The following is a 20,073-nucleotide window of genomic DNA, read 5'->3' on the forward strand; positions in this document are numbered from 1 at the left end:
TCCTCTGACTAATGTCGGGCACATAATGGCTTACTACGCTTAATCTCTCATGTTTGTCACCCGCTGCGCGGAGAGCAGCCGCCAGGCGCCCACGGCGCCGAGCAGCAGGAAGAACGCCGCAGCCAGCATCGACAGGCGGGTGGCGTCGGAGAACCCGGCGGACAAGGCGTCGATGGTCGAGGCCGCATCGTGCCCGCCCGGAGGCTGGACGCGCAGCTGGGTGATGGTGGTGCCGGCGCTCTGCCGGGTGGCCTCGGCCAGCTGGGAAGCCTGCGCGGCGGGGACCGAGGCCTCATCCAGCCGCGAAGGCAGGGTGATGGCCAGCGCCGCGGAGAGCACGGCGCCGGAGATCGCGGTGCCCAGCGCCGAGCCGATCTGGCGCACGGTGCTCTGCGTGGCCGAGCCCTGGCCGGAAATCTGAACCGGAACCTCGGCCAGCACCGTGCCGGTCAGCTGCGCGGAGGCAAGTCCCAGGCCCAGCCCGTAGACCACCAGGGTGACCGCCACGGCCCACACCGACACCCCGGCGCTGAGCACCAGGGCCAGCACCAGCACACCGGCGGTTTCCAGTCCCAGGCCCAGCAGCACGGTGCCGGCCGGGGAGAGCACCGCGGCCAGGTGCCGGGCCGAAGCTCCGGAGAAGAAGGCGCCCAGCGCCATGGCGGCCAGGATGAAGCCTGTATGCAGCACGCTCAGCCCCAGGGCGTTGACCAGGAACAGCGGCAGCACGAACAGCAGCGCGAATTCGCCGATGGCCACGCTCGCGGCCGTCAGGTTGCCCCAGGTGAAGGTCTTGTGCTCGAACAAGCGCAGTTCCAGCAGCGCGGCGCGGCCGTTGCGTGCGCGGTGCCGTTCCCAGAAGATGAACAGCGTGATGGCCGCGGCCGAGACCAGCAGCGCGATGCCGGGCAACGATACCGCCGCATCGGCCGGCCAAGTGAACGAGCCGATTTTCAGTTCCTTGGTGGGGGTGATCCAGCCGGCGTCCGGTCCTTCGATGATCGCGAACACCAGCGCGCCCATGCCCAGCGCGCTGAGCAGCGCCCCGTCCACGTCCACGCCGCGGCCGGTGGTTCCGCCCTTGGTTTCGGGCACGAAGAGCAGTCCCAGCACCAGCAGCACGGCGCCCAGCGGCAGGTTCACCAGGAAGATCCAGTGCCAGGAGGCGTATTCGGTGAGCAGGCCGCCGGCCAGCGGGCCGATGGCCGCGGCGCCGGAGATCACCGCGCCCCATACGCCGAAGGCGGCGGCGCGCTGCTTGCCCTGGAACAGCGAGTTCACCGTGGACAGGGTGGAAGGCATGATGCTCGCCGCGCCCACCGCCTGCAGGGCGCGGGCGGAGATCAGCGAGCCGGCCGCGTCGGCGTTGGCGGCCAGCAGCGAACCGCCCATGAACACCAGCAGGCCGGCGATGAACATCTTCTTGCGGCCCCAGCGGTCCGCCAGGCTACCGGTGGACAGCAGCAGCGCCGCGAGCACCACCGCGTAGAGGCTGTTGACCCATTGCGCGTCGCCCAGGTCCAGGTGGATGTCGGCGATGATGGTCGGCAGCGCCACGCCGACGATGGTGCCGTCCAGCACCACCAGTCCAAGGCCTGCGGCCAGGATGCCTAGCGCCGCCCACGGGTGCGCTGCGGAGCGTGGGACGGTGCCGGGTGCGGTGTTTCGTGTTTTGTCTGTCGTCACGTCTCTGGCCTCTGGTGGTTGCTGGTGCGCCGGCGTGCTGCCGTGCGGTGTGCCTTTAATTCATGATCGTAATCCGGGAAACCGAACTGCTCATCCACCAAATGGTTGAATATGGACAACGTTCGGGTCCTCTTACAGAGTGGCAGCCAGCGCTGCGGCCCGGCACCAACGCAGCGCGCCGCGCGGTGCGATGCACGGACATGGTCAACCTCCGGATGATGCGCTGATGGTGAACGCCTCATGGCACCTTCCGGCCGCCGCGTTCAAGGGCCCGCGGTCAGCTGATGTGCCGCGTGGCCTGCAGGAATCCGGGCCGGACGGGCGCGGAAGGAGCAGGGGGAACAGGCCGGGCAGTAGCAAGATTCGATTTACCAAGGCGATGCTGATTTGGTAGGTTGGCGATCATGCAGATTCGTCCAGAGGGCTTCGATGACCGGGCCGCAGTCTATGCGGTGACGCATGCGGCTTTTGCCGGAATCGATCCGATGGTCGAGCCCGAAGAAGTCGGGCTGCTGCAGCAGCTCTTCGACTGCGAGGGCTACGATGCGCGCTTTTCCATCGTCGCGCTCGACGACGCCGTGGTGATCGGCCATGTCATCGCCACCTGGGGAAGGGTCGACGGGCAGCAGATGCTGGGCCTGGGCCCGCTGGCCGTGGCTCCGGAGTACCAGCACCGCGGTGTCGGCTCGATCCTGATGCAGCAGATCCACGACGCCGCGGAGAACGCGCAGCTCAGCGGCATCGTGCTGCTCGGCTCGCCGGGCTACTACCACCGCTTCGGCTACGAACCGGCGTCCGGGCGCGGCATCATCCCCAGCGACCCGACCTGGGGCGAGCACTTCATGGTGCGCGTGTTCGACGAGAGCGCCCTGCCGCGCGGCGACTACCGGTACGCCAGCCCCTTCGGCTGCTAGGGCCTCGGCTCCGAAGCCTGCGCCGGGTCAGACGGATCCCCGCGGTGCGAGATCGTAGATCACGTGGGTGACCAGCCCGGTGCTGCGCGAGGAGCGCGGGATGAACTCCTGCCCTGACACGCCCTCGAAGAGGCGCTCGCCGGAGCCCAGCAGCTTCGGGGAGATGTGCAGCCGCAGCTCGTCCAGCAGTCCCGCCTCCAGGAATTGGTTGATGGTCGACGCTCCGCCGGCGATCGCGACATTCTTCCCGCCGGCCGCCTCGCGCGCCAGCTGAAGCGCCTGGCGGATCCCGCCGGTCACGAAGTTGAAGACCGTGCCGCCCTCCATGGCCAGCGGTTCGCCCTCGTGGTGGGTGAGCACGAAGACCGGTGCGTGATACGGGGGATCCTCGCCCCACCAGCCGCGCCAGCTGCCCGAGGGTTCGCCGCGCTCGGGGCTGAACATGTTCCGGCCCATGATGTAGGCGCCGGCATCCAGGATTCCGGCGCGCTCCGCGGCGTCGTCCTCCCGGGCTTCGAACTGCCAGCGGTGCAGTTGCTCGCCGCCGCGGCCCAGCGGCTGCTCCAGGCTCTGCTCAACTCCGGCCACGAAGCCGTCCAGTGAGATCGTGACGTCGCAGGTTACCCGTGCCATGATGCGCTCCATCAGTCAGTCGAGGATCCGATGGCGACAGGATAGCAGGAGGCATGGACACTGCGGCTGGGAATGCGCGACGGGCTCTTGCCCCGCTGGGAGCACGAGGTGTAGAAAAGTGTCGTGAGCCACGACCCAGCCCCCAGCCAGCTGTCCTTCAGCGTTTCGGGACACATCGCCAAGACCTGCGTGCAAGTGTACGAGGCCGTCGCGGATCCCGAACAGCTCTCGCACTATTTCACGACCGGCGGCGCCAAGGGCCGCCTGGAAACCGGCGCGACCGTCACCTGGGACTTCCACGACTTCCCGGGGGCCTTCCCGGTCAAGGTGCTGGAGGCCCAGGCGCCGCGGCGCATCGTGATCCAGTGGGAGGCCAACCACTCGTCGGCGCCCGATGCGCAGAACACCGTCGCCTTCGAGTTCGAGCCGGAGGACGACAACTCCCGCACCAAGGTCGTCATCACCGAATCCGCGTGGCAGGCCACCGAGGAAGGCGCCGCGGCGGCCTTCGGCAACTGCGAGGGATGGACCGGAATGCTGGCGGCCATGAAATGCTGGCTGGAGCATGGCATCGTGCTGCGCGAGGGCTTCTACAAGTAGCGGCGGCCGCCGCGTGGCACGGCAACGCCGGCGGAACCGCCCCGTGGGGCTGGATCCGCCGGCGTTTCTCGTGCGTGCTATTTGATGGCGCTACGCAGCTTGGAGGTCAGCTGCTGCAGCTGGAGGAATTCTTCCTCGCTCAGCGCGGTGCCGATCTGCTCGTAGATGTGCTTGACGTGCTCGCGGCCGATCTCCTGCTGGACAGCCAGCCCCTTGGGGGTCAGCGACAGCTGCATCGCGCGCTGGTCGGTGGGATCGGCCTCGCGGGTGATCAGGCCCTTGTCCTCCAGCCGGGTGACCATGCGGCTCAGGCTCGGCTGCGAGATCAGCAGGTAGCGGTTCAGGTCGACCAGGCGGCTGCGGCCGCCCGGGCAGATGCGAAGGTTGAACAGCACATCGTATTCGCGCATGGAGAGCTTGTGGAACTCCGGCTTGGCGCTGACCTTCCTCATGACGGCCACCTGCGCCCGGAAGAGCGACTCCCAGGCGTCGATGGTGACCTTCACGGGGGCGGGGGTGTTACTGGTCCCGGTCACTGACTTCAGGCTCCTTTGGGGCGTTGGCTTGCTCAGCCTTCAGTTTAGCGTCACGAGCTGCCACGAGGCCTGCATGTGTCGGTGCCGGGGTCAGGTCCTTCGGCGCGCGGGCGTCCATTTCCCTGCGCAGCTCGGGCAGCACGTATTCGCCGAACATGTCCAGCTGGTTCAGCACGGTCTTCAGCGGCAGGCCCGCATGGTCAATAAGGAACAGCTGGCGCTGGTAGCTGCCGAAGTACTCCTGGAAGCTCAGCGTCTTCTCCAGCACCTGCTGCGGGGAGCCGACGGTCAGCGGGGTCTGCGCGGTGAAGTCCTCCAGCGACGGGCCGTGGCCGTAGACCGGGGCGTTGTCGAAGTACGGGCGGAACTCCTTGACCGCCTGCTGCGATTCCTTGGCCATGTAGAACTGCCCGCCCAGGCCCACGATAGCCTGGTCGGCGCGGCCGTGGCCGTAGTGCTCGTAGCGCTCGCGGTACAGGCCGATCAACTGCTGGTAGTGCTCCTTCGGCCAGAAGATGTTGTTCGCGAAGAAGCCGTCGCCGTAGTAGGCGGCGATTTCCGCGACCTGCGGGGTGCGGATCGAGCCGTGCCAGACGAACGGGGCCACGTCGTCCAGCGGGCGCGGGGTGGAGGTGAAGTTCTGCAGCGGGGTGCGGAAGCGGCCTTCCCAGTTCACCACGTCCTCGTCCCACAGGCGGCGCAGCAGGTTGTAGTTCTCCACGGTCAGGTTGACCGAGTCCTGAATGTTCTTCCCGAACCACGGGTAGACCGGGCCGGTGTTGCCGCGGCCGAGCACGAGGTCGGTGCGGCCGTTGGACAGATGCTGCAGCATGGCGAAGTCTTCGGCGATCTTCACCGGGTCGTTCGTGGTGATCAGCGTGGTCGTGGTGGACAGGATGATGCGTTCGGTCTGCGCCGCGATGTAGGCCAGGGTGGTGGTCGGCGAGGAGGAGAAGAACGGGCGGTTGTGGTGCTCGCCGATGGCGTAGACGTCCATGCCGATTTCCTCGACCTTTTTGGCGATGGCGACCTGGGCGTCGATGCGTTTCTTCTCTGTTGGCACACGGCCGGTGGTGGGATCGCGGGTGATGTCGCTGACTGAGAAAACTCCGAACTGCATGCCTACTCCTATTAGCTGGTGAAACGTCACATCGTGTGCTCGTCTCCAATTTATATGCGTATGCATGTAAAAACAAGTTGAGGCGTCAATTATTCCCGAGGTGGGAAGCTGCGACGCAGAGACCAAATCGGATTCCGCCTGAATCGCTACTATGCAGTATCCAGGCGGAAAAGAAAACTCCGCCGGAAGAAAATTAAACAATCCTTCCGCCGGAGTTCGAGGTTAGGCGCTCAGGTCATGGCGCAAAGGCCAATCCTGCGATTCAAGCAGGACCTGGGAGCACTGCCCGGTGTCGTCGTTGACCAAGAGCGGCGCGAAGAGGTTGGCGCTGGGTCGCTGGTCGGCGGTGTTGACCACGGCAAGGACCAATCGCGCGTTCTGCGCCGGCCGGCCGACCGCCGCCAGGTGGTCTTCGGAGAACTGCGGTGTGTAGTGCGGCAGGTGCACTGCGGTCTCGAGGACGAACCAGCGCAATGATGGCGCCTCGGGGGATGACAGCGCAAAGAGGCCCGGGGCGCCGTCGACAGCACAAAGCTCCAGCGTTTGCGCCTGCGGGAATCCGGGCAGGGCGGAGGACGGGATCAGTTTGCGGCTCATCGCAGGAAGTCCATGAGTGAAGGCTGCAGGGTGCGGGCCGCGGCGGACAGCGCCGCCTGGTAGGCGACCTCTTGGCTCTTGAGCTCCAGGATGGCGGTGGCGAGGTCGATGTCCTCGGTGCCCGCGCGCCGGGCCTCGAGGTTGACTGCATCGCCCAGCAGGCTCTGCTCGGCCGTGCGCACCGTGGCGTGGCTGGCGCCGACGGAGGCCTGGGTGGCAAGGATGTTCTGCAAGTGGGCATCCACCGTTTCAAGTCGTGAGGACACATTGACGCCATTGCGCAAATCCTGCGCGATGGAGGAGATGAGGCTGAAGACGCTGTCCGGGCCTTGGCCGAAGGCGGCAGCGCCGTCGGCGTCCACGCGCACCGAGGAATTCGGCCCGATCCGGCGCAGGACCTCGCTGCCCTGGGAGAACTGCAGGTTCTCATCCAGCGCGCTGCCGGCATCCGAGGTGCCGGCAAACAAGAAGCGCCCGCGGTACTGGGTGTTGGCCACCCCGACCATCTGCTCACGCAATTGGTCGAGTTCAAGGGCGATCGCTTCCCGGGCCTCCGGTCCGAGCGCTCCGTCGTTGGCTCCTTGGGCGGTCAGGTCGCGCACCCGGTGAAGCAGGCTGGTCGCGGCGGACAAGGCGACGTCCGTGGAAGACAGCCAGCCATTGGCATCCGCTGCGTTCCGGGAAAACTGCGCGTTCTGGCGCTGCTCGGTGCGAACCGCCATCGCCTCGGCGGCCCCCGCCGGGTCGTCGCTGGGCCGGCTGATCTGTTTGTTGGAGCCGATCTTGTCCTGGACCGTGGCCAGCCGGGCGGCCGCGGCGGCGAGGTTGCGTTCGGCATTGAAGCTGAGCGCCGACGTGGTAATGCGTGTCATGTGCAGGTCCTATCGTCCAACACGGCCGGTGCCATTGATCAGGGTGTCCAGCATTTCGTCCAGTGCGGTGAGCACTCGGGCAGCGCCCTGGTAGGCATGCTGGTGGCTGAGCAGGGCGATGTTCTCCTCGTCCAACGACACCGCGGAGGCGCCGTGGCGCGCGGTGACGGCACCGTCCGCGGCCATAGCGCTGGACAGCGCCTGGGTTGCCTCGGCGCGGCTCGTGGCTCCCACCTCGATCACCAGCCGCGACCACAGCGCGTCGGCGCCGTCCGGTGTCTTGCCCAGCTCGGCCAGCTTCTGAGCGTTCGAGCCGTCCAGCGCGCCGCCGCCGGGCAAGCCGGTGGCCAGCTGGGACCCGTCGTGGAGCAGCACCTTGATGCTGCCGGCTGGGTTTGCCGGATCGATGCCGAAGAAGTCGCCGCCAGGCGTGCCGGCACTGGTCAATCCCGAGTGGTGCACCTGGTTGACCGCCTCGGCAAGGCGCAGGGCGATCCGGTCCAGCTGCGCGGCAGCCTGCGCCAGCGGCCCCGAGCTGTAGGAACCGGTGGCGGGGGAGAGCACCGCGAGCCCTGCCGCGATGCTGCCGGCATCCAGCGACACCTGGTCGTCAGGCCGGTGCGACCAGCGCACGGAGACCGCGGCGTCCTCGCTGTTCCGGCCTCCGGACAGCTGCAGCGAGCGGGCAGTAGTCCCGGTGACCAGGGGGCTGCCCTCCAGCAGTACGTCCACGGTTCCATCGGGCAGCTCGCGCACGCTCGCGCCGGACAGCTCGGCCAGGCGCTCGACCAGCTGCGAGCGCTGGTCGAGCAGCGCAGCGGGCGAACCACCGGCGGCGGTGAGCGAACGGATCTGCCCGTTCAGCGCCGCGACGCCCTGCGCGGTGGCATTCAGATCGTCGATGCGGGTGCTCAGGTCCTGGCGCTGGGAGGTCCACTGGCCGTTGATCTCGTCATCCATCTGGACGATGCGGTCGACCGCCGACTGCGCGCGCTGGAGCAGCACGGCCCCCGCGGCGGCGTCGCCTGGCTGGCCTGCCACGTCTTCCCATCCGGCCCAGAAATCGTTGAGCAACGCGGAGAGGCCGTTCTCGCCCGGTTCGCGCAGGATTGATTCGAGATCTGCCATCGCATCGGCGCGCACCGAGCTCTGCGAGGCCAGCGCGACGGTGCCTCGGACGCGGGCGTCCAGGCTGGCGTCGGCCAATCGGGCGATGCCGGTGAACACGACGCCTTGGTCGATGCGCCCGGACGAGGTGATCTTGCCGGTGGAGGCCACCGCCCCTGCGGATTGGAACTCGGCACGCTGCCGGGTGTATCCCGGGGTGGCGACATTGGCCAAGTTGTTCCCCGCAACCTCCATGGCAGCTCGCGCCGCGTTGAGCCCCGACAGGGCGGTATTCAGGCTCCCGAAGGTGCTCATCTGGATTCCTTAGACATTGGTGTCGAGTATGCGGGCATCGGTGCCTGGAACATCGGCCGCTCCGCTGCGGCCATAGGTCGATGCTGAATCGCCGAGGTTCGCAAGGGTTTCCTGGGCCGAGCGCTGAGCGGCTCGGAGGAACTGCTCATTGGCGTCGCGAGTCGCCGCGATGACGTTGGTGTATTCATGGATCGCCGTCAGATGGGAGGTGAGGATCTCTCCCCACGGCCCCACTGGCGCGAGCGCAGCCAATTCGGAGAGCGACGAGTCCGGGTCGCCGCCCCAACTTTCGGCCACCTCGCGGGCGACCAGCGTGCGTTCCAGGCTGGTATGGTGCATGCGTTCCAGCACATGTTCGATTTCTCGAGTCGCTGCCGAAAGCCATTGCGTTTTGCCGGCAATGAGCAGTAAATTCTGTTCCTCGAGTTTGAAATGGAGCAGTTCAAGGCATTCCCGTTCCTTGAACAGGAGCGTCGACAGCTCATTTACCCGATTGGTCATGATTCTCCAATTCTGGCATTTCCCCAAAATGCCTCGATAACCAATAGTATCGGCGGCGAGTGGAAGACGGTTAGCGGCGCCGGGTCGCCAGGCGCCTACGAAGGCCCGAAAAACTGGAGACAATACGTCCGAAAACGCCTCATAAATAGCGTTTGTCAAAAACCCTCATGTAGTTCTAATGTTAGTTCGCGTGGCCGATTGTCTAGTTGGGGTAGACACATAGCCAATCGCACTCTGAGATAAAGGACTCCGGCACAGTGGAGCTTGAAGCACGCAATGAATTGGTTTTGGCAAACCTCCCCCTTGTCGGATATCTAGCAGCTGAACTTTGCTCGAAAGCGACGCATCTTTCGCGCGAAGATCTCGTCTCCGTCGGCACCATCGCGATGATCAGCGCTGCCGAATCATTCGACCCCTCCCGTGGAGTGCCTTTCGGCGCCTTCGCCCGCCGCCGGATCATGGGTGCCTTTGCCGACGATATGCGTTCGAACGATTGGGCGACCCGTGGGGCGCGCCAGAAAATCACTGCAACCCGCAACGTCCAGGAAGCCTTGACCGGTGTTCTGGGACGCCAGCCATCGGAGCATGAGTTGGCCGACGCCATGGGCGTGAGCAGCGCGGACGTGCGCGCGGTGATGGCCGATGCCGAGCGCAGCGTGGTGGCGCTGGAGGAAACCATGCATGACAGCCTCCTGTCCGAGATGGGAATCCCGGAGGAAAACATCCTGCACCGCGAACGCATCAGCGTGATCCATGCGGCCGTGCAGTGCCTGCCCCAGAAACTCCAGATCCTGATCCGCCGACTCTTTTTCGAAGGCGCCACGGTCAAGCAGATTGCTGCCGAGGCGGGCGTGACGCATTCGGCAATCTCGCAGCAGCGCACCGTCGCCCTCAAGCTGCTGCACGAAGCCATCCAGACGCATTACCTCACCGACCGGCCGCCCGTCGTGCAGCCCAAACTCACGAAGTCCGCCCAGGCGCGGCGCGACAGCTACCTCGACGAGTTTGCCCGCCAGGCAACAGGCGGACGCTTGGACGACTGGACCGGTCCGCCGATGACAGCGGATATTGCGTGATGTTCGAGGTGGAAGCATCCTGCTAACCGCTCGCGGAGTACGGCCGATAGTTGTTCACGAGGTCCATGGACGGACCTAGGTAAACAACACCCGTTCTCACGGAGGAAAACATCATGGGTATGCAGATCAACACCAACCTCGCGGCGCTGAATGCTCACCGCAACCTGTCCAACACCCAGAACGACCTGTCGAAGTCGCTGGAAAAGCTGTCCTCGGGCCTGCGCATCAACCGCGCGGCAGACGACGCCGCCGGACTTGCCATCTCCGAAGGCCTGCGTTCGCAGGTCAACGGCCTGAACGTTGCCGCCCGCAATGCCCAGGACGGCATCTCTGTCATCCAGACCGCTGAAGGCGCGCTGACCGAGGTCCACTCGATCCTGCAGCGTGTGCGCGATCTGGCAGTACAGGCCGGCAACGACTCGAACAATGCGGAATCCCGCAAGGCCATCACCACCGAAGTCACCGCCCTGGTCGACGAATTGGGACGCATCGGCGACACGACCAACTTCAACGGCATCAACCTGCTTGATGCCACTGCCGGCTCAACCGGCAACGGCGTCATGTCCTTCCAGATCGGCGCCGGCACCGGCGGCGACAGCCAGATCTCGCTGGATCTGAGCCAGGGCGGCATCGACATCAAGACCCTGGCCACCGATTTGAAGGCCGCGATCGTGACCACCGACGGGTTCGCGTCGGCCTCGGTTGCGGCAGCGACCATCGGCACCGTCGACACCGCCATCACCAGCGTGTCCAGTGGCCGCGCGGCCTTGGGCGCAGTGCAGAACCGCTTTGAATCGGCGATCAACTCGCTGAACGTGTCGCGCGAAAACCTGCAGGCCGCCGAGTCCCGCATCCGCGACGTGGACATGGCCGGCGAGATGGTGAACTTCACCCGCTCGAACATCCTGTCCCAGGCTGGTACCGCCATGCTCGCTCAGGCCAACCAGTCCAACCAGGGCGTCCTGAAGCTGCTGGGCTAACCACCCGCTGGCTAGCCGCTGCCGGCCGCGCGCGTCGGCGCGCCGGAATCCGGCAGCCTGGCGCCCCGCGCCCGGAAAGAGGCCGAGAGGCCCTTTCCGGGCACGCGGGCACGTACATCATCTTTCACAGTCCGGGAGGCAGTATCCGTGGGAATTTCTCTTGATGGCCTGGCCAGTGGATTGGACACCGCCGCCCTCATCAAGTCGCTGATGCAGGTCGAAGCGATTCCCCAGACCATGCTGAAAAATCGGGTCACCGCAACGCAGACCATGGTCTCGGCGCTCCAGTCGCTGAATACCCGCGTCGCGGACGTAGCCAAACTTTCGGCCACCCTGGCCAAACCCGAGGCGCTGCAGAAATTCACCTCGGTATCCAGCTCAAACTCGGTCACCGTGAAGACCTCCGACGGGGCCGCGACTGGATCTCTGGAATTGACCGTCGACCAGCTCGCCCAGCAGCAGGTTACCGTCACCGGACCGCTCACCGAATGGGACAGCTCCTCCTTCACGCTGAGCTCGGCCGGCAAGGACTACAGCATCACCGCCGTCTCCGCGTCCCTGGACGACGTGATCACCGCGGTCAACGCTTCCGAGGCGGGAGTCAAGGCCGTCAAATTCGCGGTCGGCGACGGAACGTACCGCGTGCAGTTCACCGCGGACGCCAGCGGAGCGGCGAATTCCTTCTCAGTGGCCGGCACGGCCGTTCCCTTCACCCAGATCCGTGCCGCGCAGGATGCCACGGTCACGCTCTGGGCCGGCAGCGCCGCGGAGCAGACAGTCAGCTCCGCGTCGAATACCTTCGCCGGGCTCATGCCGGGTATCGACGTGAGCGTTTCCAAGACGTCGAGCGAACCGGTCACCCTCACCGTGCAGCGCGACATGGCAGCCGCCGCCAAGGAAGCCTCCTCCCTGGTGGACTCGCTGAACGGACTGCTGAACTTCATCTCCGCCAACTCCTCGGTCACCATCGGCACCGGTGGCGCCACCAGCGGCATGATCTTCACTGGCGACAGCATGGTCCGAAGCATCACGCAGCGCCTCACGGATGCGGCGATCAGGCCGGTGGACGGGCGTTCGCCATCGGAAATCGGCATTTCGATCACCCGAGAGGGAAAACTCGATTTCGACGAAGAGAAATTCACCAAGGCGCTGAACGCCGACCCAGCGCGGGTGCAGTCGGCCTTCGCCACCCTGGCCAAGCGCGTGGAAACTGTCAGCAGCGAACTGTCCGACAAGTATTCCGGGGACATCAGCTCGCGCATCAAGGGGCAGGAAACGACGATCACCCGGCTCAATGACCAGATCTTGAATTGGGACCGCCGGCTGGAAAGCCGGGAAGCGAGCCTGAAGCGCATCTATTCAGCCCTGGAAGTGCAGCTGAGCAACATGAACGCCCAGCAGTCCTACCTCGCTTCGCAACTTGCCTCGCTGCCGAGCACCAAGGAGAAATAATGCTCAATCCTGCCCAGAAGATCGCGCAACTAAACCGGGAGGCGATCCTTTCCGCCAGCCCGGCCAAGCTGCTGACCATGCTCTACGATCGGCTGATGGTCGACCTGCATCGGGCCAAGAGCGCCCAGGACTCGGCGAACTGGGGCGCAGCGGCAGAGAACCTGCTGCACGCCCAGGCGATCATTGCCGAGCTGTCCTCCAGCCTCGACGACTCGGCGTGGTCCGGCGGCGCGGGGCTGCGATCCCTCTACGTTTTCGTCACCCAGCTGCTCATCGATGCGAACATCCAGCGCAACATCCAGCTCACCGCCCAGGCCATCGAGTTGCTCAAGCCGCTGCAGGAAGCATGGCACGAGGCCGCGGCTTCCCCGGGCGGCCCGGCAGTGCAGCACGCGGGGGTCAACGTTGGCTGAAGTACTTGCATCGCAGTGCAGCACCTGGGACCAGCTGCTCGACGAACTTGAGGCCCGCTGCGCCCGTCTGGCCGCCGCGCTGCACGTGGACGCACAGCTCGTCGACCTGGACATCGCCGCCTGGAAGGCCCCTGAATCCGGAATGCCGCTTCCAGCCCGGCTTCGCCAGCGCGCCGCCGAGGTCCTGGGGCAGCTGGGCGAGCTGATCGATGCCTACGCCCGACGCAGAAACGACATCGCCGCCCAGCTCAGGGCCGTTGACAGCGTGCCCCGTCCGCCAGCGGACGCCGCCGTGTACCTTGACGCGGTTGGCTAGGGAATTCGGCTAACCGGGCCCGCAAAGCAACCGATAGTTGCTTCTGTCATGGGGGAGCATGGATCGCTCGCAAGCCCCGTTGCCCATGGATGGGCCCAGCTGAAGACTCTGGAGCGACACGTCTTGTTTGAATCTGTGACCTCTGCAGCGATGGAGAGCGCCCTGAACGCGCTCTCCCTGCGCCAGCGCGCCATCGCGAACAACATCGCGAACGTGAACACCCCGGGGTACCAAGCCCGTCGGGTTGACTTCGAGTCCGCGCTGGCCGCGTCGATTTCGCAAGGCAGCGGCGAGGCCGTCGCCAGCACCAACCGGTCCCTGGAACCCACGCGGCTGGACGGCTCGAATGTCAACCTTGACACCGAGACGCTGTCCAACGTGGACACCCTGCTGCGCTACCAGTTCGCGACCCAGGCCGCTTCGGGCACCTTCAGCTCCATCCGCACCGCATTGAAGGGCAGCTGATGTTCGACGCCATCGGAATCGCCGGAACCGGCCTGACCGTCCACCGCAAGTGGCTGGACGCGGTGTCGGACAACCTGGCCAACGCCAACACCGCGCGCAGCACCGACGACGAGGCTTTTCGCGCCCAGTACGTCCTGGCGCGCGCGGGGGACGACGCCAACGGGGTGTACGTCGCTGGCATCGAACGCGGCGACGCCGAGGGCCGGATCGTGCACGAGCCCGACCACCCGTTGGCCGATGCCGATGGCAACGTGCGTTATCCCGATATCGACCTGTCGGAACAGATGGGCTCCCTGATCCTTGCCCAGCGCGGCTACCAGGTCAACGCCGCCGTGGTCGACCGCGCCCGTGAAAGCTATCAAGCCGCCCTGCAGATTGGACGTGGCCAGTAATGAACTTCGAGATCACCCCCGTGTCGGCCACCACCCCGACAACCCCTGCCGGCTACCGCCAGGCGGAACCCCGCAGCAGCGACGGCTCGGCCTTTGCCGCCACGCTGGGCAGCGCGCTGGCCGAGGTGCAGCAGCTGCAGTCGACCTCCAACGACCTGTCGCTCAAGGCAGTCACCGGCGAACTGGCCGACATCCATACCGCGACCCTGGCCTCCGCGCGCGCCTCGCTGGCCCTTGAAACGGCAGCGACCTTCCGCAACCGCGGCGTGGAAGCCTTCAACGAGATCATGAGGATGCAAGCCTAGTGGCAACCATGCCCAAAGCCCTGGTGAAGCTCGGAGAAAGCATCCGTGGTTTCACCCTTGCCCAGCGCACCATCGCCGTCATCGGCCTGGCCATCGTGGTGCTGGGAACCGTCGCGCTGGTGAGTTTCGCCAGCCAGCCGAAGATGACGCCGCTGTTCACCGGGCTCTCCGCCGAGGACGCGTCGGGCATCGTCGAGCAGCTGCAGGCCGACGCGGTGCCCTATGAAATCACCGGCGCCGGCGGAACCATCCTGGTCCCGCAGGAGAACGTGTACGAAGCGCGGCTGAAGGCCGCCACCGCCGGCCTGCCCACCGCGGGCGCCGGCGGCTATTCGCTGCTCGACCAGATGGGTGTCACGGCCTCCGAGTTCCAGCAGGACGTGACCTACAAGCGGGCGCTGGAGGGCGAACTGGCCTCCACCATTATGGCCCTGGACTCGGTCAGCATGGCGTCGGTCAAGCTCGCCATCCCGGAGCAGACGGTGTTCGTGGACTCCGCGACCACCCCGACCGCGTCGATCTTCGTCCAGCCCAAGCCGAACACCACGCTCACCGCCGACCAGGTGCAGGCCATCGTGCACCTCACCTCCGCCGCGGTGGACGGATTGAAGCCTGCCGACATCTCCGTCGTCGACTCGAACGGCACCCTGCTCTCGGCCGCCGGCGTTGGCGTGGAGGGATCTGCCGGCAAGCAGGCCTCGGAGTACGAGCAGCGTGTGGGCTCCATGATCCAGACGATGCTCGACCGCGTGGTCGGCCCCGGCAACGCGACCGTGGCGGTGGCCGCCGACGTGTCGCTGGAATCCGCGGAGCGGACCGAGGAAAGCTTCAGCGCACCCAAGGACAACCCGGTATTGGCTGAAAAAAGCAAGAAGGAAGACTACCAGGGCAGCGGCAACGGCAGCGGCGAAGCGGGTGTCCTGGGTCCGGACAACATCGCGGTGCCCAGCGATGAGGCCAAGGACGGGACGTTCACCTCCTCCGAAACCGACCGGACCAACGCGGTCAACAAGGTCACCGAGAACCGGCTGGTGCCTTCCGGGAACCTGAACCGGCAGAGCGTTTCGGTTGCGCTGGACGCGCAGGCCGCCTCCGGCCTGGACGTGCAGGAGCTGACCGCCATGATCAGCGCCGCCGCCGGAATCGACACCGGGCGCAAGGACACCATCAACGTCTCGGTGCTGCCGTTCAGCACCGAATCGGCGACCGCGGCGCAAAACGCGCTGACCGAGGCCTCCGACGCCGCGAAAGCCGCACGGGACGCGGAGCTGCTGCGCACCCTGGTCATCGCCGGATCGATCGTGCTGGTGCTGGTCCTGCTGGCCGTCTACCTGCTGCTGCGCCGCCGCAACCGGCGCAGCAGCGAGCTGGTGGATTTGGGCGAGCTGCAGGACCTGCGCAGCCTGCGCGAGCCCAGCGCGGCGGTGTCCGTCGTGGCCGACACCCCGACCACCACCATCAGCCAGATCCCCGCCACCGTCAGCACGCCGCACGTTCAGCAGCTGGACGCCCAGACCAAACGCGAAGAACTGAGCGCGCTGGCCGCGCAGAACCCCGCCAAGATGGCCCAGCACCTGCGCAGCCTGATGGATTCAAAGGGTGATGCATGAGCCAGGAAACAGATAGCACGCCCCGTGAACTGAGCGGAATCCAGAAGGTCGCAGTGGTGCTGATGCAGCTGGACCAGGATCAGGCCGCCGAGGTGATGCGCCAGTTCAACGAATTCGAATCAGAGGAGATCGCCGCCGAGCTGCTGCGCCTGCGGCGGGTGGACGACGAGGTCATCCAGGCCACCTTGGGGGAAGTCCACGAGCTGGCCACCGCGAGCCTGGTCGGCGGCCGTGACGCGGCCTCCGGCCTGCTGGAAGCGTCGTTCGGCAACGAGAAGGCGACCATCGTCATGAACCGGCTGTCCTCCTCGACCGCCGGCAGCAGCTTCGAGTTTCTCGAAGGAACCGATGCCGCCCACCTGATCTCGCTGCTGGACGGCGAGCTGCCGCAGACCGCGGCCCTGGTGCTGGGCTACCTTCGCCCCGAGGTCGCCTCGCAGGTGCTCGCCGGGCTGCCCTCGCAATTGCGCACGCAGATCGCCGCGGCGCTGGCGACCATGGGCACCGCGGTGCCCGAAGCTGTCCGGGTGGTCTCCGAGGAGCTCAAGCGGCGCACCGGCAGCCTGGTCGCCCGCCACGAACCGGTGGAACAGGTGGGCGGCATCCAGCCGCTCGTGGACATCATCAACCGTTCGGATATCGCCGTGGAAAAGGAGATCCTCGCTTCGCTGGGCCAATTCGACGCCGCGCTGGCCGAAGAGGTCACCTCGCGGCTGCTTTCCTTCGCCGACCTGCTGCGTTTCGAGCGCCGCGACATCCAAAGGGTGCTGCGCGGAGTCAACGCCACGACGTTGGCGTTCGCGCTCAAGGGCGCGGCCGACGAGCTGGAAGCGGTCATCCGCGAGAACATCTCCGAACGCACAGCCGAGCTGTTGGACTCGGAAATCGCGGTCATGGACCGGGTGCGGGTCTCCGAAGTCGAGGCGGCACGGGCCGATATCGTGCAGCAGATCCGCGCGCTGGAAGCCAGCGGCGAAATCACCGTCCGACGCGGCGACGGAGACGACTTTGTCTCCTGAACAGAATTTCCGTCCCGTGGCCTTCCGCTCCCTGGACTCCGCGCCGCAGGAACAGGTCCTGGCGCACGCGCGTTCCACCGGCTACGCCGAGGGCTACGCGACGGGGATCCGGGCCGCGGAACAGGCGGCCCGGGCCCAGCGCGAAGCCGTTCAGCTGCAGGCAGCCCAGGCCCAGGCCCGGCAGGCCGAGGAACAGGCCCAGGCCTTGGCCGCCCTGCGCGCCGCCGGCCGGGCCGTCGCCGCGCTGGCAGTTCCGCCGGTGCAGGAATCCGCCGCTGCGCTGACCGCGGCGGCCGTGGAACTGGCCGAAGCGATCATCGGGCAGGTGCTGTGCGATGAGCAGTTCGCCGCCCGCGCGGCGATGGAACGCGCAGCGAAGCTGTCAGGCACCGAGCCGGTGTGCGCGGTGCGGCTGAACCCGCAGGACCTGCAGCTGCTGGGACGGAAGACACTTCCCGGCAGCGGGATCGAGCTGCGCGCGGATGCGGCGCTGTCCGCCGGGGACGCCGTGGCGGAGCTGGAGCACGGATTCCTGGACGCTAGGATTTCCACCGCGCTGCGCCGGGCCAAGGACGCGCTGTGCGGCGGTGCGCCATGAGCGCGCCGGCGCACCACAACCTGCTGCAGCCGCACTGGGCGCAGGCGCTGTCCGCCGCGGCACCCGAACGCGTTGGGGTGGTGAGCGAACTGATCGGGCTGGGCCTGGGCGTGCAGGGACTGGACGCCCCGGTCGGGTCGGTGCTCAGCGTCGGCACGGAGGAAGTTGCGGTCGACGTTGTTGCGGCCACCGGCCGCGGGCTGCACTGCATGCCGCTGGCCTCGCTGCAGCGGATCCGGCTGGGGGACCCGGTGCGCCGCGGACGCCACGGGCACTTGGTGCCCGCCGGGCCGGGGCTGCTGGGCCGCGTGCTCAACGGCCTGGGCCAGCCGATCGATGGACGAGGCGCACTGGGCGAGCACGAGCTGGTGCCGATCGAGAATAACAGCCCGCCGGCCATGGAACGCCACCGCATCACCCGGCCGCTGCCGCTGGGGGTCAGGGTGCTGGACACCCTGTGCACGGTGGGCGCCGGGCAGCGCCTTGGGCTTTTCGCCGGATCCGGCGTCGGCAAGTCCTCGCTGCTGTCCATGATCGCCCGGGGGACTACGGCGCAGCTGAACGTCATCGCGCTGATCGGTGAACGCGGACGCGAAGTGCGCGAATTCCTCGAAGACGACCTGGGCCCCGAAGGCCTGGCCCGGTCGGTGGTGGTGGTCTCCACCGCGGACGAACCCGCCCAGATGCGGTTGCGCGCCGCGCTGGCCGCAACACGCATCGCCGAGCATTTCCGCGCCTGCGGCATGCAGGTGCTGCTCATGATGGACTCGCTGACCCGCGTGGCCATGGCGCAGCGCGAGATCGGGCTGTCGGCCGGCGAGCCCCCGGCGACCCGCGGCTACCCGCCCTCGACCTTCTCGCTGCTCGCCCGGCTGCTTGAACGGGCGGGCACCGCGCAGCAGGGAGCGATCACCGGAATCTATACGGTCCTGGTGGACGGCGACGACCACAACGAACCGGTGGCCGACGCGGCGCGCTCGCTGCTGGACGGGCATGTGGTGCTGGACCGCGCCTTGGCGGTGCAGGGGCATTTCCCGTCCATCGACGCGCTGGCCTCGGTCTCCCGGCTGGCCTCGAAAATCAACGATCCCTCCCGCAAGGCCGCCTCGGGGCGGCTGCGCCAGGTGATGGCGGCCGGGCGCAGCGTACAGGACCTGATCGACGTGGGGGCGTACCAGAGCGGCTCGAACCCGCTGGCCGATGCCGCGGTGGAGCATCGGCTGGCCATCGACGCCTTCCTGCAGCAGCCGCTGGATGAAGGCTGCCCGGTCGACGAATCATGGGCGCAGCTGACAGCGCTGCTTGCCCGGTTGGGAGTTGAATGATGAGCCGGAAATTCTCGTTGGCATCCCTGCTGCGGTTGCGGCAGATCGGCGAACGCCAGGCGGCGCGCGCCCTGGCCGAGGCCAACCAGGCGGTGCGCGCCCACACGCTGCAGCGCGAGCAGACCCTGCAGGAACTGCACGGCAGCGCCAACGATCCGGTGGACAGCGCATCGCTGCTGGCCATTGCCGCCGCCCGGTCAGCCGGGCGATCGGCGCTGGCGGACCTCCAGGCGCTGGAAGCCCAGCTGGACGAGGACCGCGAGTTGGCGGCCGAGGCCTACCGCGCACAGCGCCGCGGGGTGAAAGCGCTGGAAAAACTCGAAGCCCGCCATCACCAGGCGGTGCAGCACGCAGATCTTGCCCGGGAGCAGCACCTCCTTGACGATCTGGCAGGAACCGCTCGGGAAAGGACTCGACAGTGAGCTACGCTGACGTCGCCGCGCGTATCGGGGCCATCGAATCCAACTTGGCCCGGGTGACCGGCTTTCCGAAGCCCTCCGCGCCTGAAACCAGGTCTGCCGCCACTGCGGGCAACGTTCTGGGCGGATCCCTGCAGGGGACGGCGAATGCCGCAGCGAACAGCACCAATGCGGGCATCACATTCGATTCCCCCGCCGGAACTGAGTTCCAGCAGGTGCTCCAGAATGCCCTGGATGCCTCGGCGAACGGCGCCGCGCCCGCAGCTGCCGGCGCCGGACCTGCCAGGGAAGCCGAGCGGGGACAGCGCGAGGCAGTTGGCAAGACTGCAGCTACCACGCGTGCGCAGGGCGCCTCCGAACCTGCGGCCGCAGGGGGCATCGACGGCGCCAGGGTGGTCGCCGCGTCGAAAAAGTACTTGGGAGTGCCCTATGTCTGGGGAGGCAACAACCCGAAGGTGGGCCTTGACTGCTCCTCCTTTGTCCAGCACACCTTCCGCGATCTGGGGATTCAGCTCCCGCGCGTCGCCAGGCAGCAAGCCAAGGAAGGCACCGAGGTGCCGTCGTTGGCCCAGGCCAGGCCCGGCGACCTGATTGTCACCCGCGGTGGCGGGCATATCGGCATCTACCTGGGTGGGAACAAGATGATCCATGCCCCGCGGCCGGGCGAGAGCGTGAGCATCCGCGAACTGTTCGAAACCGACAAGGACATCATGACCATCCGCCGCATCGTGCCATCGGAGGCAGCCGCGAACTCCGGTCCAGCTGACGCGCGGGCCGCGCAGCGGGCACTGTTCGACAGCGCGCGGGCGGTTTCACGATGAC

Annotated in this window: 24 protein-coding genes; 16 read left to right on the top strand and 8 right to left on the bottom strand. The window is 66.9% G+C overall.

Features of this window, described 5'->3' with window-relative positions:
- Nucleotides 1–39: 39 nt before the first annotated feature.
- The gene (locus RF641_RS00950; protein WP_424572199.1) at nucleotides 40–1,686 is read right to left on the bottom strand and encodes an MFS transporter; all 1,647 of its coding nucleotides are present in this window, start codon (nucleotides 1,684–1,686) and stop codon (nucleotides 40–42) included.
- A 404-nt stretch (nucleotides 1,687–2,090) separates the two neighbouring features.
- Between RF641_RS00950 and RF641_RS00955 the strand changes: the two genes are divergently transcribed.
- Complete coding sequence (locus RF641_RS00955) at nucleotides 2,091–2,600, top strand: GNAT family N-acetyltransferase (protein WP_181728166.1); 510 nt, start codon at nucleotides 2,091–2,093, stop codon at nucleotides 2,598–2,600.
- Nucleotides 2,601–2,627: 27 nt separating this feature from the next.
- Here RF641_RS00955 and RF641_RS00960 read toward each other — a convergent pair whose 3' ends face one another.
- Complete coding sequence (locus tag RF641_RS00960; RefSeq protein WP_424572200.1) at nucleotides 2,628–3,233, bottom strand: dihydrofolate reductase family protein; 606 nt, start codon at nucleotides 3,231–3,233, stop codon at nucleotides 2,628–2,630.
- Between the two features lie 123 nt (nucleotides 3,234–3,356).
- Here RF641_RS00960 and RF641_RS00965 point away from each other — a divergent pair, with 123 nt between their 5' ends.
- Nucleotides 3,357–3,833, top strand: coding sequence for an SRPBCC domain-containing protein (locus RF641_RS00965; protein WP_424572201.1), 477 nt, complete (start codon nucleotides 3,357–3,359; stop codon nucleotides 3,831–3,833).
- A 77-nt stretch (nucleotides 3,834–3,910) separates the two neighbouring features.
- Here RF641_RS00965 and RF641_RS00970 read toward each other — a convergent pair whose 3' ends face one another.
- The 6 genes from RF641_RS00970 to RF641_RS00995 all read right to left on the bottom strand — a co-directional run bounded on the left by RF641_RS00970 (nucleotide 3,911) and on the right by RF641_RS00995 (nucleotide 8,881).
- Complete coding sequence (locus tag RF641_RS00970; RefSeq protein ID WP_424572202.1) at nucleotides 3,911–4,369, bottom strand: MarR family winged helix-turn-helix transcriptional regulator; 459 nt, start codon at nucleotides 4,367–4,369, stop codon at nucleotides 3,911–3,913.
- Complete coding sequence (locus tag RF641_RS00975; protein WP_424572203.1) at nucleotides 4,353–5,489, bottom strand: LLM class flavin-dependent oxidoreductase; 1,137 nt, start codon at nucleotides 5,487–5,489, stop codon at nucleotides 4,353–4,355. Before RF641_RS00975 ends, RF641_RS00970 begins: the two co-directional genes overlap by 17 nt.
- Before the next feature lie 222 nt (nucleotides 5,490–5,711).
- Entirely contained in the window at nucleotides 5,712–6,086 is a 375-nt protein-coding gene (fliW, locus tag RF641_RS00980) for a flagellar assembly protein FliW (RefSeq protein ID WP_113607861.1), read from the bottom strand.
- Entirely contained in the window at nucleotides 6,083–6,958 is an 876-nt protein-coding gene (gene flgL, locus RF641_RS00985; protein WP_424572204.1) for a flagellar hook-associated protein FlgL, read from the bottom strand. The genes fliW and flgL overlap by 4 nt, the downstream gene beginning before the upstream one ends.
- Nucleotides 6,959–6,967: 9 nt before the next feature.
- Nucleotides 6,968–8,380 carry a flagellar hook-associated protein FlgK gene (flgK, locus tag RF641_RS00990; protein ID WP_113607860.1) on the bottom strand — a complete coding sequence of 471 codons (1,413 nt, stop codon included), beginning with the start codon at nucleotides 8,378–8,380 and terminating at the stop codon, nucleotides 6,968–6,970.
- A 9-nt stretch (nucleotides 8,381–8,389) separates the two neighbouring features.
- The gene (locus tag RF641_RS00995; RefSeq protein ID WP_047118817.1) at nucleotides 8,390–8,881 is read right to left on the bottom strand and encodes a flagellar protein FlgN; all 492 of its coding nucleotides are present in this window, start codon (nucleotides 8,879–8,881) and stop codon (nucleotides 8,390–8,392) included.
- Nucleotides 8,882–9,138: 257 nt separating this feature from the next.
- Here RF641_RS00995 and RF641_RS01000 point away from each other — a divergent pair, with 257 nt between their 5' ends.
- The 14 genes from RF641_RS01000 to RF641_RS01065 all read left to right on the top strand — a co-directional run bounded on the left by RF641_RS01000 (nucleotide 9,139) and on the right by RF641_RS01065 (nucleotide 20,072).
- Entirely contained in the window at nucleotides 9,139–9,957 is an 819-nt protein-coding gene (locus tag RF641_RS01000) for a sigma-70 family RNA polymerase sigma factor (protein ID WP_424572205.1), read from the top strand.
- A 113-nt stretch (nucleotides 9,958–10,070) separates the two neighbouring features.
- Nucleotides 10,071–10,937, top strand: coding sequence for a flagellin N-terminal helical domain-containing protein (locus RF641_RS01005; protein ID WP_053797838.1), 867 nt, complete (start codon nucleotides 10,071–10,073; stop codon nucleotides 10,935–10,937).
- Between the two features lie 147 nt (nucleotides 10,938–11,084).
- Complete coding sequence (gene fliD, locus RF641_RS01010) at nucleotides 11,085–12,389, top strand: flagellar filament capping protein FliD (protein WP_424572206.1); 1,305 nt, start codon at nucleotides 11,085–11,087, stop codon at nucleotides 12,387–12,389.
- Nucleotides 12,389–12,802 (top strand): flagellar export chaperone FliS, encoded by a 414-nt coding sequence (gene fliS, locus RF641_RS01015; protein ID WP_047118821.1) that lies wholly within the window; start codon nucleotides 12,389–12,391, stop codon nucleotides 12,800–12,802. The genes fliD and fliS overlap by 1 nt, the downstream gene beginning before the upstream one ends.
- The gene (locus RF641_RS01020) at nucleotides 12,795–13,118 is read left to right on the top strand and encodes a hypothetical protein (protein ID WP_120990374.1); all 324 of its coding nucleotides are present in this window, start codon (nucleotides 12,795–12,797) and stop codon (nucleotides 13,116–13,118) included. Before fliS ends, RF641_RS01020 begins: the two co-directional genes overlap by 8 nt.
- A gap of 123 nt (nucleotides 13,119–13,241) precedes the next feature.
- Nucleotides 13,242–13,583: a flagellar basal body rod protein FlgB gene (locus RF641_RS01025; RefSeq protein ID WP_424572207.1), complete on the top strand. Its 342-nt coding sequence runs from the start codon at nucleotides 13,242–13,244 to the stop codon at nucleotides 13,581–13,583.
- Nucleotides 13,580–13,975: a flagellar basal body rod protein FlgC gene (locus RF641_RS01030; RefSeq protein WP_047118824.1), complete on the top strand. Its 396-nt coding sequence runs from the start codon at nucleotides 13,580–13,582 to the stop codon at nucleotides 13,973–13,975. Before RF641_RS01025 ends, RF641_RS01030 begins: the two co-directional genes overlap by 4 nt.
- Complete coding sequence (fliE, locus tag RF641_RS01035; RefSeq protein ID WP_052772314.1) at nucleotides 13,975–14,280, top strand: flagellar hook-basal body complex protein FliE; 306 nt, start codon at nucleotides 13,975–13,977, stop codon at nucleotides 14,278–14,280. Before RF641_RS01030 ends, fliE begins: the two co-directional genes overlap by 1 nt.
- Before the next feature lie 8 nt (nucleotides 14,281–14,288).
- Nucleotides 14,289–15,890: a flagellar basal-body MS-ring/collar protein FliF gene (fliF, locus tag RF641_RS01040; protein ID WP_120990845.1), complete on the top strand. Its 1,602-nt coding sequence runs from the start codon at nucleotides 14,289–14,291 to the stop codon at nucleotides 15,888–15,890.
- On the top strand, nucleotides 15,887–16,909 hold the full coding sequence (gene fliG, locus RF641_RS01045) for a flagellar motor switch protein FliG (RefSeq protein ID WP_424572208.1): 1,023 nt from the start codon (nucleotides 15,887–15,889) through the stop codon (nucleotides 16,907–16,909). Before fliF ends, fliG begins: the two co-directional genes overlap by 4 nt.
- On the top strand, nucleotides 16,899–17,507 hold the full coding sequence (locus tag RF641_RS01050) for a FliH/SctL family protein (protein WP_424572209.1): 609 nt from the start codon (nucleotides 16,899–16,901) through the stop codon (nucleotides 17,505–17,507). The genes fliG and RF641_RS01050 overlap by 11 nt, the downstream gene beginning before the upstream one ends.
- Nucleotides 17,504–18,832 (top strand): FliI/YscN family ATPase, encoded by a 1,329-nt coding sequence (locus RF641_RS01055; protein WP_424572210.1) that lies wholly within the window; start codon nucleotides 17,504–17,506, stop codon nucleotides 18,830–18,832. The genes RF641_RS01050 and RF641_RS01055 overlap by 4 nt, the downstream gene beginning before the upstream one ends.
- The gene (locus RF641_RS01060; RefSeq protein WP_424572211.1) at nucleotides 18,832–19,254 is read left to right on the top strand and encodes a flagellar FliJ family protein; all 423 of its coding nucleotides are present in this window, start codon (nucleotides 18,832–18,834) and stop codon (nucleotides 19,252–19,254) included. Before RF641_RS01055 ends, RF641_RS01060 begins: the two co-directional genes overlap by 1 nt.
- Nucleotides 19,251–20,072: a C40 family peptidase gene (locus RF641_RS01065; RefSeq protein WP_424572212.1), complete on the top strand. Its 822-nt coding sequence runs from the start codon at nucleotides 19,251–19,253 to the stop codon at nucleotides 20,070–20,072. Before RF641_RS01060 ends, RF641_RS01065 begins: the two co-directional genes overlap by 4 nt.
- The last annotated feature ends 1 nt before the right edge of the window (nucleotide 20,073 follow it).

This window comes from Arthrobacter sp. 'calajunan' (assembly GCF_046940185.1).
GTDB classification, from domain to species: Bacteria; Actinomycetota; Actinomycetes; order Actinomycetales; family Micrococcaceae; genus Glutamicibacter; species Glutamicibacter soli.

Excerpts from the sequence above, each read along its gene's own strand:
- fliS (WP_047118821.1), top strand. The coding sequence starts at position 12,389 with ATGCTCAATCCTGCCCAGAAGATCGCGCAACTAAACCGGGAGGCGATC.
- RF641_RS00975 (WP_424572203.1), bottom strand. The coding sequence starts at position 5,489 with ATGCAGTTCGGAGTTTTCTCAGTCAGCGACATCACCCGCGATCCCACC.
- RF641_RS00955 (WP_181728166.1), top strand. The coding sequence starts at position 2,091 with ATGCAGATTCGTCCAGAGGGCTTCGATGACCGGGCCGCAGTCTATGCG.
- RF641_RS00995 (WP_047118817.1), bottom strand. The coding sequence starts at position 8,881 with ATGACCAATCGGGTAAATGAGCTGTCGACGCTCCTGTTCAAGGAACGG.
- RF641_RS01060 (WP_424572211.1), top strand. The coding sequence starts at position 18,832 with ATGAGCCGGAAATTCTCGTTGGCATCCCTGCTGCGGTTGCGGCAGATC.
- RF641_RS01005 (WP_053797838.1), top strand. The coding sequence starts at position 10,071 with ATGGGTATGCAGATCAACACCAACCTCGCGGCGCTGAATGCTCACCGC.
- fliE (WP_052772314.1), top strand. The coding sequence starts at position 13,975 with ATGAACTTCGAGATCACCCCCGTGTCGGCCACCACCCCGACAACCCCT.
- RF641_RS00960 (WP_424572200.1), bottom strand. The coding sequence starts at position 3,233 with ATGGCACGGGTAACCTGCGACGTCACGATCTCACTGGACGGCTTCGTG.
- fliF (WP_120990845.1), top strand. The coding sequence starts at position 14,289 with ATGCCCAAAGCCCTGGTGAAGCTCGGAGAAAGCATCCGTGGTTTCACC.
- flgL (WP_424572204.1), bottom strand. The coding sequence starts at position 6,958 with ATGACACGCATTACCACGTCGGCGCTCAGCTTCAATGCCGAACGCAAC.
- RF641_RS01055 (WP_424572210.1), top strand. The coding sequence starts at position 17,504 with ATGAGCGCGCCGGCGCACCACAACCTGCTGCAGCCGCACTGGGCGCAG.
- fliG (WP_424572208.1), top strand. The coding sequence starts at position 15,887 with ATGAGCCAGGAAACAGATAGCACGCCCCGTGAACTGAGCGGAATCCAG.
- fliW (WP_113607861.1), bottom strand. The coding sequence starts at position 6,086 with ATGAGCCGCAAACTGATCCCGTCCTCCGCCCTGCCCGGATTCCCGCAG.
- flgK (WP_113607860.1), bottom strand. The coding sequence starts at position 8,380 with ATGAGCACCTTCGGGAGCCTGAATACCGCCCTGTCGGGGCTCAACGCG.